Source organism: Acinetobacter sp. YH01003 (assembly GCF_013420525.1).
In the GTDB taxonomy this organism is placed as follows: Bacteria; Pseudomonadota; Gammaproteobacteria; order Pseudomonadales; family Moraxellaceae; genus Acinetobacter; species Acinetobacter towneri.
This window is the reverse complement of the sequence record NZ_VOXY01000007.1, coordinates 33737-50317: the sequence shown is the minus strand read 5'-3', so window position 1 is coordinate 50317 and position 16581 is coordinate 33737. Positions and strand designations below refer to the sequence as shown.

The window sequence follows — 16581 nt, the reverse complement described above, 5'->3', positions numbered from 1 at the left end:
GTTCGAGCGATAGACAGTATGCAAAATGATCTATCCCTCGAACCCATATCTGCAGCCTGTTTGTAGAGGAACACAGATTAGCTGCAACAACTTAGAACTTGTAATTCAAACTGAGTGCTGCTGAGCGCGGCTGTCCAAGTACAACGCGACCACCACCATTGTTTAACGTGCTGATGTATTCTTTATCGGCAAGGTTATAAAGGTTTAAATTCAACGAGGCATTTTTGTTGAAGTTGTAGCCTACCAATGCATCAAACACGACATAGCCTGGAATATTCGGCATGTTGGCAGGTGCGTTGCTGTCAGTCACAACACGTTTTTGTTCATCGACATAGCGTGCGCCCAAACCCAATTTAAAGCCCGCCCAGTCATAGGTCGACCATAAACTTGCCGTCCATTCAGGCGACCAGCGTTCCGATACGGTTGTGGCACTCGATGAGCGTTGGTTCAGTTGTTTCACTTTCATGTGTGCAACGCCTGCAGACAAATTCCAGTTATCGGTCATTTGACCAACGGCACTCAGCTCAACGCCATCGACTCGCTTTTTACCTTCTTGTACTGCAAGCTGAGAAATTGGATCTATGGTCGATTGGTTTTCATTTTCTGTACGATACGCTGCAGCAGCCAAAGCCAGCTTGCCTTGTAGTAACTCCCATTTGCTGCCTACTTCATAATGATGGGTTTCTTGAGGCTTGGCATTGATTGCGTCATTGCCCGATTCAGACAGGCTAAAGTTGGCGCTGCCGGGCGGAGTCAGCGATTTTGCATACGCAGCGTAAATGCTGCTATTTAACGTAGGCTTATACACAGCGCCAAGTTTCCAACTGAACAGCGTATCGTGGGTGCTCAGATCTGTGGCCACCAAAGCATTTCCTCCACGTGGCAGAGTAAGTCCCTGATAATCGGTTTCATAATAATCTACACGCACGCCGCCGTTCAGTTGAAAACGCTCTCCAAATTTTAAAGTATCAAATAAATAGGCGGCTGCGGTTTGGGTTTCACCATCGGTATAACCACCGCTGTAAATCAGCTGCGGCATGGCTTGGTTGCGGTCTGGATGATAAAGATTGGCCCAAGGTGTATCGGCAGTGGCTTCGCCAGGCAGCTGAGTTGCCATGAGTTTGCTGGATTGCTGTTCGCGTAAAAACTCTATACCTGCAACGAAGTCATGTTGAACATTGCCTATGTTAAGGTTGAAATTTAGCGTGCTTTGATTGGCAAGAATCTTATTTTCCTGATCGACACCTTGGCGGGAGCGATTTACTTCCCAGTCGGCAGGGTTTGATGAACCGTTGGTTCTTAAACCACTAGAACCCGTGTTGAGGCCTGTCAGCACCCGATTCATGTGGGTTTTTGCTACACGGGTGATATTGGTCAGTTTGAGTTGATCGGTTAAATCACTTTCAATTTTCGCGGTGAACATATCGGCATCGACATCTTCATAGTCATTAACGTGACCATAAAAATTCTCCCGATTAACTTTAGGCGCAGTGGCTAACAGTGAATCGGTATTGTAAAAGCCTTGCATGCCCACCGTTGGAATGCCACCATCTGGAATATTGCGTTGTCTGATGTGTTGAGAATATAAATAAAGGCGTGTGGCAGTATTTAATCCAAAGGCAATAGAAGGGGCGATGGCATAACTATTGTTTTCAATATAGTCGCGTCCTTCTATGCCGCCTTCTTGACCCATCACATTCAGGCGAAAGGCGGTATTTGGATTGATAGCCTGGTTAATATCTGCAGAAAGTCTTGCATGTTGTGCTGTGTTGTAAGTTGCAGAAATTTCCTGACTGCTTTCACTTTGCGGTAATTTGCTGACCAAATTGATATAACCCGATGCTGCACCACGACCCGCTTCTGAACCCGATGGGCCTTTGACAACTTCAATTTGATCAATGTTAAATACATCACGGCTGATTGCGCCTAAATCTCGGACACCATCAACATAGGTCGATGTTTGGGTGGAAAAACCACGCATTTGAAAGGCATCGCCAGCACTAGTATTGCCATTTTCTCCCAGTTGTAGAGTAATGCCTGGTGTATTGCGTAAGGCTTCAACCAATGACGTTGCGCCTTGTTCTTGTAGAATTTCTTTTTTAATCACAGAAATTGTTTGTGGGGTATCTAACAACGGCTGAGTGTATTTTGCGGAACTTAAGTTATCTGCCTTGTATTTGCTTTCAGCTTCAGATTTAACGGTAATAGTGGGAAGCTGGGTGACGTCATCTTCAGGGTTTGCTGCATGAGCAAGTAGTGGAAGAGAGGCGGCTAAAGCCATCAGTTGCGCAGAGCGGTTGTGTTTGCGACTTTTGATCTGTGCCATTTATGCGATTTCCCTAAGTATGTACCAACACGAGGTCAAGCTTTATTCGTTGGTTCAAGCTCAAAATGTGAATAAAGTGTGAAGTTATTGTTATGACATCTATAACAAGTGTTGTTAATTGTATTGAGAATCATTATCAATCTCAATGTGTGAGCGGTAGGTTTGTGTGGTTTTTATTTGAAAATAATAATCATTATCAATATTTTTATTTAAAAAAACGATACAACAGTAAAAAAAGGAGTGAGAAAAGGTAGAAAACCCTGCCGAAGCAGGGTTGAAAAAAGAAATTTAAGGCTTAGAAGTCATAAGAAACAGAAAGCCAGTAGTTGCGACCTGCTAAATATGTACCTTCAGAACTGCGTCCGATAGATAAATATTTATAAGCTTGTTGAGTATCACCATTGATATCAATGTAGTCCATATTTTCAGTAAAATCTTTATCAAGTAAGTTATTTACAGCCGCATTAATACGAATGCGATCATTTAATTGATAACTTGTACCCAAGTTAAAGAGATTGTAACCAGAGAACTCATTATTTGTTTGTGTTTCAATGCTTTGCGATCCTGCATCTGTAGGTTTAACGGTATAGCGAGGACGACCAGATTGATATTCATGCTGTAGCCAAATATCGAATGCATCATTTACATGCCAAGTTGAAGTTAAGTTAAGTAAATGTTTTGCAGTTGATTCTAAAGCATAACCTTTATCTTCTCCTTTGGTAATTTCCGATTCGGTAAAGGTATAGGATGCTTTGATATCCCATTCTGGAATAATTTGATACTGTAAAGATGTTTCTAAACCATAAACCTCTGCTTCATCAGCATTAAAGCTCTTACTAAAAGAAGTAACTTTGTTGCTGAAATTAGAACAATCATTGGTTAGACAGCTAAAATTTTTAGAAATAATTTTATCTTTAATTTGGTTAAAGAATGCTGTTGTAGTTATATTTAAAGTGTCTGTTGGTTGGTAATTAAAACCAATTTCGTAGTTAACTGAGGTTTCAGGGTCTAAGTCTGGGTTTCCTAAACTTGGTGTTGCCCCTTGCCCACTGTAACCATTGATTCCATTATATAAATCTTTAGCTGATGGGGTTTTATAGCCTGTGCTGATACCACCTTTAATTGTTAAGTCAGGTGTCGTATTCCAGACTAGATATGCGCGTGGGCTGAATTGTCCGCCGAAACCGCTGTGATCCTCAAAGCGTCCACCAAAAGTGAAATAAAGATTATCTCTTAATTGCCATTCATCTTCAGCATAGAGTGACCATGTATCTTGAGTAAATTCTTTTCCAATACCTGCGATATCATCGGCAATAGTCGTGTCTTTATACTCGGTACCAATAGTCAGTTTGTGATTTGCAATTGGTGCGACTAAGTGTGAATCTATAACTAAATCAGTATTTTCTAATTTACGCGGTTGTCCTGCCAATGCGGGAAATGCATCTGTTGGAATGGTGCGTCCTTTGGTTTCAGTCGTATTGTGGCTGATATAAGTTTTCCATAAACCGAAGTCATATTGTCCATCGTGACCTGCAGCAATTTGAACTCTATTAAATTCAAGCTCATCTTTATATCCAGCAATGCCACCACGTGAAATAAAGTTACCTAAACGTTGATCAGAGTTATCATATTTTTGTGTTGATGAAAAACCATCTATCCAAAATGAATTTTGATCATCCAGTTTAAAGTCTAATTTCGCGCCAACATCATAGTTATCTGCTTTGTTTGGACGAGGATCACGACCTGTTGAACCCTGAATACGCTCTGAACGTTGACGGTCTAAATAGCTGCCACGTAGTTGCAAACCTAAACGGTCATTGATCAGTGGTCCATTGACGACAAAACTGGTTTTCCATGAGTCTGCTTCGGCATTACTTTCCATGACATTACCGCTGACAGTGACATTCCCATTCCACTCATCAGACACTTTTTTGGTAATGATATTGATCACACCACCCATCGCTTCTGAGCCATAGCGAGTAGCCATAGGTCCACGAATCACTTCAATTCTTTCGATTGCAGCCAGTGGGGGTAAAAATCCGTTTGATGTTTCTCCAAAACCATTTGGGGTAACATCTGAAGAGGTAGTTTGACGACGACCATCAATTAAAATTAAGCTGTAATCATTTCCAAGACCACGCATTTTTATATTTAGACCAGAGGTTTTACCGACACCAGAACGTATATCGATACCAGGAACATCTGCCAGTAAGTCTGCAATGCTGGTCGCATTTTTTTTCTCAATATCTTCTTTACTGACTATACTTATAGATGCGGGTGCATTTTTTAGCTCTTGTTCAAAACCTGCCGCTGAAACCACAATTGTGGAAAGTTGGTGGGTTGAAGTCGCATCGGTAGAGGTATTTGCGAAAACAGCAGTAGAGGTTGCCCCAAGTAAAGCAAAACACAGCGGGTGTAGGTTGAACTTAGCCATAAAATGAAATCTCTGATTATGAATTGATGATGCCAATTGAACCTATATGGTAATTAGAATCATTCATGAAGGAGTTGGTTAATAATAATGATAAAGATTCTTATTTACAACAAGAAATATACAAAAGATGAAAAATTACAAAAAATAGCTCGCGAATGAAATAAAATTCAGTCGAGATCAGATCGTATTTTGTATATCCTTAAATGTTGTCATATAATGTGGCACTTTTTTATAAACTGTTATTACTAACTATATCGAGGAAGCCATGCAAGTAACTTCTGAAGCGGTTTCGGGCGTTGCCCGTCGTTTAAATGTATCTGTACCGACGAGCCGTATTAACGAGCAGTTTGAAGCTCGCTTGAAACGCACTGCCAAAACTGTGAAGATCAACGGCTTCCGTCCAGGTAAAGTGCCTGTAAACGTTGTGCGTCGTGAATACGGTGCGGGTATTTATCAAGAAGTGGTGAACGACATTATTCGTGACACCGTTTTTGAAGCAATCCAACAAGAAAAAATCAACGCTGTTGGTATGCCAAATATCGAAAAAACTGAAATGAAAGACGACGCTTTAGTTTACGAAGCGACAGTTGAAGTTTATCCAGAAGTTGAAGTGAAATTTGAAGGTTTAGAAGTTGAACGTAAGTCTTCAGAAGTGAACGACAAAGACGTTGAACAAATGCTTGAAAATCTTCAAAAGCAACGTGCTTCTTGGGCAGAAACCAAAGGCATGGCGAAAAAAGACATGCAAGTGACTTTTGACTTTGAAGGCACTGTAGATGGCGAGAAGTTTGAAGGCGGTGAAGCTGAAGACTTTAAACTGGTACTTGGTTCTGGTCGCATGATTCCTGGTTTTGAAGATGGTATCGTGGGCATGAAAAAAGGCGAAGAGAAAGTGATTGATGTAACTTTCCCTGAAGACTACCAAGCAGCGAACCTTGCAGGTAAAGCAGCACAATTCAAAATCACATTGAAGCTGGTTGAAAAGCAAAAACTTCCAGAAATTGATGCTGAATTCCTACAAATCTTCGGTATTTCTGAAGAAGAAGGCGTAGAAAAGTTAAAAGCTGACGTTCGTAAAAACATGGAACGTGAAGTGAAAAACGGTTTACGTAACCAAGTAAAAGGTGCAACTTTTGATGCACTCGTTGCGGCAAACGAAGTTGAAATTCCGTCTGCAATGGTTGCTCAAGAAATTGACCGTCAACGTCAACAAATGATTCAGCAATTCACACAGCAGTTTGGTGCGCAAGGTGCAAAAGCATTTGACTCGAGCATGCTTCCAGATGAATTGTTCAAAGAACAAGCTGAAAAATCTGTAAAACTTGGCGTATTGGTTAGCAAAGTATTAGAAAATGCTAAACTTGAAGTAGATCAAGCGCGTGTAGATGCTTACATCGAAGACATGGCTTCTTCTTATGAAGATCCAAGCGAAGTGATTGAATACTTCAAAAACGACAAACAACAACGTTCACAAATTGAAGCTGTTGTTTTAGAAGACCAGGTTGTAGATCACATCTTAGCTTCTGCAAAAGTTACAGATACAACTGTAAGCTATGAAGACTTATTGAAAGAGCAGCAAGCTCGTCAACAAGGCTAATTTGCTTTGATACAAAAAGGCGCTTCGTGCGCCTTTTTTATTGCATCGCGGTTTTCAGTTTTTCAGAGATTGATCGCATTTAACTCAAAATATCTACGATTTAAGCCGTGAATATTTTGCAATTTAGACAATTATCCCTCATATTGTGAACATGAGTCGTGTCACAAGAATTTAGGAATAAATAACCATTATGTATGTTCCAACAATTGAAAATGCTTTAGTACCCATGGTGGTCGAACAATCATCTCGTGGTGAGCGTTCTTTTGATATTTATTCACGTCTTTTACGTGAACGTGTCATTTTCTTGACGGGTGAAGTCGAAGATAATATGGCCAACTTAATTGTGGCGCAGATGTTGTTTTTAGAAGCTGAGAACCCAGATAAAGATATTCACCTTTACATTAACTCACCAGGTGGTTCAGTGACTGCAGGTATGGCAATTTACGATACCATGCAATTTATTAAACCAGACGTCGTGACTTACTGTATGGGACAAGCAGCATCTATGGGTGCATTCCTGTTAAATGCAGGCGCAAAAGGTAAGCGTTACTGTCTTGAGAATGCCCGCGTTATGATTCACCAACCATTGGGTGGTTTCCGTGGTCAGGCATCAGATATTGAAATTCATGCGCGTGAAATTCTATTCATTAAAGAGCGTTTGAACCGTTTAATGGCAGAACATAGTGGTCAGGACTATGAAACTGTCGCAAGAGATACCGACCGTGACAACTTCATGACTGCGCAGGCAGCGAAGGAATACGGTCTTGTGGATGAAGTTTTAACAAAACGTCCATAAGTTTTAAAGATTGAGATATTGGAGTGACTATGTCCGAACATCCTCAGGGACAAAAACATTGTTCATTTTGCGGTAAAACGCAGTCTGAAGTCGGGAAGCTGATTGCAGGCGAGGACGCATACATCTGTAATGAATGTGTGGACGTATGCTTAGACTTGGTTCAGACCAGTCAACAAGTTGAGTCGGGTGATTGGGCAACACGTCCATTGCCAAAACCACATGAAATTCGTGCTGCGCTTGATCAGTATGTAATTGGTCAAGATACTGCGAAAAAAACCTTATCGGTTGCAGTATATAACCATTACAAACGCCTAAAAGTGAGCAATCAGGCGCATAAAGCAGGCGATGCTGTCGAAATCTCAAAAAGTAACATCATGTTGGTAGGTCCAACGGGTTCGGGTAAAACCTTACTTGCACAGACCTTAGCACGTCTATTAGATGTGCCTTTTGCAATGGCAGATGCCACGACTTTAACCGAAGCGGGTTATGTGGGTGAAGATGTCGAAAACATCGTGCAAAAGCTGTTGCAAAAAGCCGATTACGATGTAGAAAAAGCACAAAAAGGCATTATCTACATTGATGAAATTGACAAGATCACGCGTAAGTCTGAAAACCCATCAATTACTCGTGATGTGTCTGGTGAAGGTGTTCAGCAAGCCTTGCTCAAAATGATTGAAGGCACGGTGGCTTCTATTCCGCCTCAAGGTGGACGTAAGCATCCGCAGCAAGAATTCATTCAAATTGATACTTCAAATATCTTGTTTATTTGCGGTGGCGCATTCTCTGGTTTAGAGAAAATTGTGCAGCAACGCCAAGAAAAAGGCGGCATTGGTTTTACGGCAGACGTGAAGAAAAAAGATGAAGGCAAGAAATTGTCTGATTTATTTCGTCAGGTAGAAGCAACCGATTTGGTGAAATTTGGCTTAATTCCAGAGTTCATTGGTCGTTTGCCTGTAATTGCAACGCTAGACGAGCTAGATGAAGATGCATTGATGCAAATTCTGACCGAGCCGAAAAATGCCTTAACCCGTCAATATCAATACTTATTCGAGATGGAAAATGTCGATTTAGTCTTTGAAGATGCGGCATTACGTGCAGTGGCGAAAAAAGCCCTTGAACGTAATACAGGTGCGCGTGGTTTGCGTTCAATTCTGGAAAATGCCTTGCTCGAAACCATGTACGACTTGCCAAGCCGTACCGATGTTGGCACAGTGGTAGTGACTGAAGCGGTGATTGAAGAAGGTGCTAAACCTGAATTTCAGACCGAACGTCAGCCTCAAACAGAAGAACCTGCAGCAGAAAAAATTGACTTAAAAGTATTAGACAGCAAAACTGCTTAATACGCTATTCGTCTGAAACGTGCCGAAACGCTAGGTTTCGGCACGTTTTTTTATTGTCAAAAAAATCAAGGCAGTGTTAATCTTAGACCTAGGCGTGGATGCCCATTATTCAAAACAACAATTGCAAAATGAATTTGCAGCGTGATTTCAAAAACGTGATTTACAAAAATAAGAAACGCAGTGAGGGATAGACATGCGTGGTGTCGCAATCTTGGTCGTGACCAGTTTAATGTTGCTGGGATGTCATGGCAAAAAAAACGTGGTGCAACAAACGCAACCACCTAGTACCTTAAAAGTTTTAGATTTAGAACAAAAACCTGGTTTTGTAGAACAACACCGTTTGGGCATGATGACCATTGGTGGTTGGGTCAATCAAAAACTAGGGCAAAATTTTAAACCTGTTCAGGCACAACATGCCGATGCTGCCATCGTGTATTTATATCGTCCAGATTCTAAATGGAACAGACAGGAAATTGTCGCTGCTAGTATGTTTATCAACAAACATCGGATTCCAAGTTTATTGCACAATCATTATTACTGGGTTGAACTGGCACCGGGCGCGTATCGTCTGAGTGTGAGTCGTCCTTTGGGTGCATTACATTTCCAAAAACCAAAGTATTTGGATTTTCAGGTACAGGCAGGGCAGTCGTATTTTATTAAATATGATGAAGAAAACTTGAGTACCCGCAAAGAGGTTTCAGGGCCTTTAATGCTCATGCCTTCAAGTACGGCACAACAGGAAATAGCGTTTACTCAATTGAAAACCGAAAGCTATAACTTTGTCGCGGAAGATCAAACCACAGGTAAGTTGCGTAAAAAGCCACAAAAAATCAAGCATGAGAAATATGACCCTGCGGAAGATGTGCACTTAACCCAACCCTTTAAATTGTGGGATCCGAGAACGTGGTAAGGTTTTGCATCTTTATCTCATGCATTGCTTTTATTTATTTCCAGTAAGCATAAAAAAGCACCCAATGTTGGGTGCTTTTTCGCTTATTACTAAATTGGAATATTATTCTGCTGCAGCATCTACAACGGGAATCTTGCCAATTTTAGCTTGCCAGATTTTTGGTGCAATCGCGTGGATAGATGTACCATTGACATCTACCGCAACAGATACAGGCATATCTTCAACTTTGAATTTGTAGATTGCTTCCATACCTAAGTCTTCAAAAGCAACCACTTCTGCTTCACGTACTGCTTTAGATACGAGGTAAGCCGCACCACCTACAGCCATGAGGTAAGTCGCTTTGTGATCTTTGATCGCTTCAATTGCTGCAGGACCACGATCTGCCTTACCAATCATACCGAACAAACCTGTGTGTTCTAAGACTTGGCGAGTAAATTTGTCCATACGAGTTGCAGTTGTCGGACCTGCAGGGCCAACGACTTCATCACCAACAGGATCAACAGGGCCAACGTAGTAAATGAATTTGCCTTTTAAGTCGACTGGTAATTCTTCACCATTGTTGATCATGTCGACCATGCGTTTATGCGCAGCGTCACGACCTGTGTAAATTGTACCGTTTAATAACAACGTGTCGCCCGGCTGCCAAGAGTTCATTTCTTCTTGGGTAATGTTGTCTAAATCTACACGTTTAGATTTAGATGAATCCCAAGTTACTTCTGGGTAGTCCTCAAGTTTAGGCGCTTGAATATGCGCTACACCTGAACCATCTAACTGGAAGTGTGCGTGACGAGTTGCCGCACAGTTTGGAATCATACCCACTGGTTTGCCTGCAGCGTGGCAAGGGTAGTCTTTGATTTTAATATCAAGAACTGTGGTTAAACCACCTAAACCTTGTGCACCAATACCAAGTGCGTTCACTTTCTCGAAGATCTCGATACGGAGTTCTTCCATTTTGTTTTGTGGGCCACGACGTAATAATTCGTCCATGTTGATTTCTTCCATGAGAGCTTCTTTTGCAAGCATCATGGCTTTTTCGGCAGTACCACCAATACCAATACCAAGCATACCCGGTGGACACCAGCCTGCGCCCATAGTCGGAACAGTTTTAAGTACCCAATCTACAATTGAGTCAGATGGGTTCAACATCGCCAATTTAGATTTGTTTTCTGAACCGCCACCTTTGGCAGCAACTGTAATATCTACTTTGTTACCCGGAACGAGTTTGTAGTGAATTACTGCAGGGGTGTTGTCTTTGGTGTTTTTACGACCAAATGCAGGATCAGCCAATACCGATGCACGAAGTACGTTTGAGTTTTCTAGGTAACCTTGACGTACACCTTCGTTGATCGCGTCGTCCAAGCTCATGGTTAAATCAAATTTAACGTCTAAACCCACTTCAAGGAATACGTTTACGATACCAGTATCTTGACAGATTGGACGATGACCTTCTGCACACATACGTGAGTTAATTAAGATCTGTGCAATCGCATCTTTCGCAGCTTTGTTTTCTTCACGATCATAAGCACGGCTCATCGCTTGGATGAAGTCTTGTGGATGATAGTAGGAAATGAACTGAAGCGCGTCTTTGATCGAAGTGATCAAGTCATCTTGCTTGATAATAGTTGTCATATCAAAAATCTCTTGAGCGGGCGGATAGCTAGCGGGCTAAATTATAAGATAAAATGCAGCGATTGTGGGCACTTTGATCAAGCTTTGGGCGAAAGTTTAATATCAGTCGTTAGCTTGAGAGAATTTGTGAAATATCCATAAAATTATGTCGTCAAAACGGGCCATGATTTTGCTGTTTTGTTGGTGCAAATTCAGCTATGTTCAAAGACTTCTTTGGAATGATGTTTGGGGTAAATATGAATGATCACACGCATTTAGCTGCTCAGATTATCCCCATTTATCAACGGCATGCAAAAGCGTGGACAGACTTGCGCGGTCAGTTGTTATATGAAAAAACTTGGCTGGATCGTTTTCTTGCTTATTTGCCTGCGCAGGCCAAAATATTAGATTTGGGCTGTGGTTCGGGGCGTCCTATTGCTACATATCTATTACAGCATGGGCATCAACTTACAGGAGTAGATAGCGCAGACAGCATGCTGGAGATGGCACGTGAACATTTTCCTGAACAGTGCTGGATTGAAGCCGATATGCGCTCAGTGAACTTGAATCGGTGCTTTGATGGTATTTTGGCGTGGGATAGCTTTTTTCATTTAACGCCAAACGATCAGCGCTGCATGTTCGAAAAATTTGCGCAATGGTCTACCGCCAATACGGTTCTCATGTTTAGCAGCGGACCTGCGGCAGGTGAGGCGATTGGGGATATGTTTGGCGAGGCACTTTATCATGCCAGTTTGTCGCCAGAAGAATACCGTCAATTGTTAGCACAACATGGTTTTAAGGTATTAGGCATGCAAGCTGAAGATCAGGACTGTGCAGGGCATACGGTGTGGTTGGCGCAGAGGTTGTGATTTAGTCATGCTAAATCCTAATGTGGAACAATGATTGAGAATTGAGCGTGGAACGTGAAAAACAATAAAAAAAGTCCATTTCAGGGTGCGTGGGCTATAAGATTGTTTTAATGTGTTGAATTATAATACAATTTAAAAATCATTGCGCATAAGCTGTATTATGTTAATTCTAGAAAAACTAATCCTATACATGAACTTTATTATTAAAATTTTTATGTCAATTATTAGAGCCAGTGCTGTAATTTTACTTAATAGATACTATATTTTGCTTCTAGTATATCTGAAACATTAATGTTTCTATTTATATGATTAATTAAATCGTATAACTCATGCTCAATTTTCAAAAATTGCTTTCTTTCATATCTAGGAAGTTCAATTCCCATTTTTTTTGAATTTTCTATTAATAAATCAATATGATCAGTATAACCAAGCTTTTTAGGTAAATTATGATTTAAGAAATCTATAGATACATTAAATGATTTAATAATATTTTTATAATCATTACATATGCTTAGATCGCCATTTTTTACATTTGGGAAAATATAAGTATAAAGGGCTAATTTATCAATACTATTAGGTGACAGATATTTCAATTTACTGACTTTTATTTCTAACATCATAATAAAATTTTCATAATGCTTAAGATAAGTTGAATATCTGCTAACCTCTTGATTATTTAAATTGTTCTCATGTGTAGTGAAATATGTGTTTAGATATATTTTAACAGTAATCCAACCCAATAACAGTGTTGTGATAGCCGTTGAAAAAATTGGTATCTGAAGTATCTGGTCATTTAATTCTAGAAATTTTTTTAACCCAGAATTATTAATTTGTATTGCATAACCTTGTTTTAATATATCAAAACAATTTCCAATCCAGAAGTAAAAAACAATCATTGAGGTCACTAACCAAAGTTGCTCAATAATCAAATATACTAACTTAGCTTCTTTTTCTAAACCTGTGCTCATACCTTGTTTCTTATCCGATATAATTGCAGTTCTGCATTAAGATCAAAGGCTTTACTATCATATATTTTTTTTGGATGAGACTTTAAGAATCCTATTCTATGTTGAATTTTAAAGAATTTTTTATTGTAAATATAGTTGCCCTCTCCAATTTGTTTGGGAAAGAAAACCTTTAATTCTTTTATCGATTTCTCTATATACTTTATATCCGAGTCATTAGGTAATGGATAAATTTTATTTAACTTATTTTGCAATTTAGTATATGACTGATGATTTACCCTTTGTAATTTACTAATAAGACCTTGACATCGATTAAAGTCAATCCTGTAATAATAATGTGTTCTATGATTTGGTTTCTTTGCTAGCTCAGATAATCTATGAATTGCAGCCCGGATATTTTTTACTTCAGTCTTGTCATATCTAGGACTTTTAAAATCAACTCGAATATTATGAACTGTTAATGGTATAGATGAGAATCTATTTATTTCTATCTTCTTCTTATTCAGTGGTAAATTCAAATTATTTAAAAGACTTTCCACAATATTGATAATAGCTTCAAAGTTAAAGTCTCTGTTTTTGGAAGAAATAGTAATATCATCTACATATCTGGTATACGTAAGTTTCTTACTTTTCATTCTCAAAAACAAATTCTCTTCTAAAGAGTGCAGAGCGATTGATGCTAAATAACTAGAGGTAATTCCACCTTGAGGTACTTTTAAATCAACACAACAAAGGGTAGCTAAAATTTCTGATACAGGATCAGGATAACGAAAAAATTTTTTAAAAATACTTTCAACTAGCTCCTGACTAATATTGTCAAAGAAGTCTTCAATATCTAATTTTAATATTGATTGGGCTAAGCAATGTTGTTGAGCACATTCAATGAAGTCATGGGAGTTGTCATCAGCAGGAATTGATCCAAATACAAAATCTGGCCACGAAATTTGCGAAAAAATTCTATTTTTAATTCTTCTCTGAATTTTACGGAATATAGGTTTTGGGTTATATACGGTTCGTTCTCTTCCATCTTTTTTTGCAATAGTTCTGGAAGAATATTTGTCTTCATCTTCAATTTGAACTGCATATAAAATATCTTCAATATCAACATCTAAGATTTTTGCTAGATGATCAATATCTTTAATTGGGCTTCCAAGAAATTCAAACTTAGTATTCATAAATAATTGATATAATCGAAGGCAACCGAAATATATGTTTAGAACATATAATAAATGCGGATTTGTAGTTTATACCCACTTCACTGCTCATGGCATCTATGGATAACCACATAAACTACTACCTTCGACTATCAGGATTATTTGGGACAAATAGGACGGAACCGACCCTCTCCCCACAAGCTAGATAAATCTAGCACTGATAAAATCAGCAGATAGATACCTTTAAACTGAGCAACATTAGCAGTCAAACGAAACGTTTGAGGTGCTAAAATTATAATCTATTGATTTTAAAAAGTATAGTTTTCTATTTAACATAAACCTCTTATACCAAATCTACACATAAAAAAACCACCCAATTTTTCAATCAGGTGGTTTGAGAAACTTCAATTTACGAATTATTGAGCCGCTTGTTGCTCTGCCTGAATCGCAGTCAAGGCAATGGTAAACACAATGTCATCTACCAATGCACCGCGTGACAAGTCATTTACTGGCTTGTTCAAGCCTTGTAGCATTGGGCCAACACTCACCACGTTGGCAGAACGCTGTACTGCTTTATACGTCGTGTTACCTGTGTTCAAGTCAGGGAAAATGAACACATTAGCGCGACCTGCAACTTGAGAGTTTGGTGCTTTAGAGCGACCAACACTTTCAACCGATGCTGCATCGTACTGTAATGGGCCATCAATCAGTAAGTCAGGACGACGTTGTTTCGCAATTTCAGTCGCTTTCGCTACTTTTTCTACGTCAGCACCTGCACCCGAAGTACCAGTTGAGTAAGAAATCATGGCAATACGTGGGTCAATACCAAACGCTTTTGCAGAGTCAGCAGATTGAATCGCAATTTCAGCCAATTGTTCAGCATCTGGGTCTGGGTTAATCGCACAGTCACCGTACACATATACTTCATCTGGTAACAGCATAAAGAATACTGAAGATACCAATGAATAATCAGGTGCAGTTTTAATGAGCTGGAATGCGGGACGAACTGTATTGGCTGTAGTATGCACAGCACCAGACACCAAACCATCAACCTGATCAAGTGCTAACATCATCGTACCTAATACGACAGTGTCTTGCAGCTGTTCACGTGCTTGATCGTCAGTAAGTTTGCCTTTACGCATCGCAACCATTTTTTCGACATAGTTTTCACGAATCAAGTCAGGATCAATGATTTCTAAGTCGTGTGGAAGCTCAATACCGCGTGCTTTGGCAACATCGACTACCGCTTCTGGTTTTGCCAATAATACGCAGTGGGCAATATCACGTGATTGACAAATCGCTGCAGCTTGAACGGTACGTGGCTCATCACCCTCTGGAAGCACGATACGTTTTTTCGCTGCAATAGATTTTTGCACCAATTCATGGCGGAACGCAGAAGGCGATAAACGTGGTTTATGCGTATCGCTGATTAATTGGGTTAACCATTCTGCATTGATGTGACTGGCCACAAAGCGGGTAACTTGTTCTGCACGCTCAGTATCATCTACAGGAATTTCGTTGCTCAGGTTTAATAACTGTTGTGCAGTTTCAAAGGTGCTCAATTTAGTATGTAAAATTGGCAAGCCATTTTTCATTGCTGCTTGGCAGAACTCTAAAGCTTGTGCGCTTGGTGCTTGATGTTCAGTTAACACCAAACCTGCAAGTGGAATACCATTGCTGCTGGCTAAGCTACTGGCAAGCAATACATCGACACGGTCAGAACCACTGATAATCAGCTCGCCTGCAACGAATTTATGCATTTCGTGTTCAATATTCGATGCAATTAAGCTGCTGTGTAATACACGGCGCTGCGCTGCTTCACCTTGGTTAATCCATTCTGCAGAAATGTGTGCAGCCAAGTCCGACATGCGTGGCACACTTAAAGTATTGCTGAATGGCACCAAGCCAATCACTGGCATGCAATCTTTACCAATCATTGGATGTGTAGTTTGAATTTTGCTGACAAACTGGTTGGTGTCGCTAATTAAACGTAAGTTTGGATCAAGCGTAACAGGAATTTGTGCAGAATCTTCTGGTAAACCTTTGGTACGCATAAACAATACGCCCGCAGTACGCTCACAAGTTGCACCACCAAAGAAACGTAATTGATTGTCTACTTTTGACGCTGTTTTAACAGCATTGTTGATGTCGGCATTGCTGACAATAATGACTTTTGCATCAAGTGCTTTAGCCAAATTTGCATTCAATTCAGTTGCAAATGGATCACGTCCGTTTGGCAACACGCCTTCTACAATAATGATATCGTGATGTTTAGAAATTTCACGATGTAAACGAACTGCATCTTCAAGCAATTCGTCATTTTCATCATTTTTTAAACGCTCAGTCAGCGCAGTATAAGAAATCGGCTCAACTGTTTCATGCTTGAACAGGTGACGATACAACGCAGTTGTGCGGTCTGCTTCAGGTTGTAATTCTTGTGAAAAAGGCTTTAAGAAACCTGCTTTTACGCCTTGGCATTCCAAAGCGTAAATTAAACCTAAACATGCTGATGTTAAACCAACACCAATTTCTGTAGGAACCAAAAGTATTGTTTTCATAATTTTTTCTAAATCGTAAAGGGA

General features: G+C 39.9%; 11 protein-coding genes. 5 read left to right on the top strand and 6 right to left on the bottom strand.

Annotated features, from left to right (window positions below; all coding sequences use genetic code 11):
- Positions 1–91: 91 nt before the first annotated feature.
- A complete protein-coding gene (locus tag FTT70_RS07975; RefSeq protein ID WP_180168487.1) occupies positions 92–2326 on the bottom strand; it encodes a catecholate siderophore receptor Fiu in 2235 nt (744 codons plus the stop codon).
- A gap of 295 nt (positions 2327–2621) precedes the next feature.
- The gene (locus FTT70_RS07970) at positions 2622–4760 is read right to left on the bottom strand and encodes a TonB-dependent receptor domain-containing protein (RefSeq protein ID WP_180168486.1); all 2139 of its coding nucleotides are present in this window, start codon (positions 4758–4760) and stop codon (positions 2622–2624) included.
- Between the two features lie 265 nt (positions 4761–5025).
- On the opposite strand from FTT70_RS07970, the gene tig reads away from it, so the two are divergent.
- From tig to FTT70_RS07950, 4 genes are all read left to right on the top strand, one after another.
- The gene (tig, locus tag FTT70_RS07965; protein WP_180168485.1) at positions 5026–6357 is read left to right on the top strand and encodes a trigger factor; all 1332 of its coding nucleotides are present in this window, start codon (positions 5026–5028) and stop codon (positions 6355–6357) included.
- 190 nt (positions 6358–6547) lie between these two features.
- Positions 6548–7153, top strand: coding sequence for an ATP-dependent Clp endopeptidase proteolytic subunit ClpP (clpP, locus tag FTT70_RS07960; protein WP_004974855.1), 606 nt, complete (start codon positions 6548–6550; stop codon positions 7151–7153).
- A gap of 29 nt (positions 7154–7182) precedes the next feature.
- Positions 7183–8493, top strand: a complete 1311-nt coding sequence (gene clpX / locus FTT70_RS07955; RefSeq protein WP_004974856.1) for an ATP-dependent protease ATP-binding subunit ClpX — start codon at positions 7183–7185, stop codon at positions 8491–8493.
- Between the two features lie 193 nt (positions 8494–8686).
- The gene (locus tag FTT70_RS07950; protein WP_180168484.1) at positions 8687–9403 is read left to right on the top strand and encodes a DUF2846 domain-containing protein; all 717 of its coding nucleotides are present in this window, start codon (positions 8687–8689) and stop codon (positions 9401–9403) included.
- Positions 9404–9505: 102 nt separating this feature from the next.
- On the opposite strand, the gene FTT70_RS07945 is transcribed toward FTT70_RS07950, so the two are convergent.
- Positions 9506–11032, bottom strand: a complete 1527-nt coding sequence (locus FTT70_RS07945) for a fumarate hydratase (protein WP_004974861.1) — start codon at positions 11030–11032, stop codon at positions 9506–9508.
- A 236-nt stretch (positions 11033–11268) separates the two neighbouring features.
- Here FTT70_RS07945 and FTT70_RS07940 point away from each other — a divergent pair, with 236 nt between their 5' ends.
- On the top strand, positions 11269–11880 hold the full coding sequence (locus FTT70_RS07940) for a class I SAM-dependent methyltransferase (RefSeq protein ID WP_180168483.1): 612 nt from the start codon (positions 11269–11271) through the stop codon (positions 11878–11880).
- A gap of 248 nt (positions 11881–12128) precedes the next feature.
- Here FTT70_RS07940 and FTT70_RS07935 read toward each other — a convergent pair whose 3' ends face one another.
- From FTT70_RS07935 to pta, 3 genes are all read right to left on the bottom strand, one after another.
- On the bottom strand, positions 12129–12848 hold the full coding sequence (locus FTT70_RS07935; RefSeq protein ID WP_180168482.1) for a retron Ec48 family effector membrane protein: 720 nt from the start codon (positions 12846–12848) through the stop codon (positions 12129–12131).
- Positions 12845–14020, bottom strand: coding sequence for a reverse transcriptase family protein (locus FTT70_RS07930; protein WP_180168481.1), 1176 nt, complete (start codon positions 14018–14020; stop codon positions 12845–12847). The genes FTT70_RS07935 and FTT70_RS07930 overlap by 4 nt, the downstream gene beginning before the upstream one ends.
- Positions 14021–14415: 395 nt before the next feature.
- A complete protein-coding gene (gene pta / locus FTT70_RS07925; protein WP_180168480.1) occupies positions 14416–16557 on the bottom strand; it encodes a phosphate acetyltransferase in 2142 nt (713 codons plus the stop codon).
- Between the last annotated feature and the right edge of the window lie 24 nt (positions 16558–16581).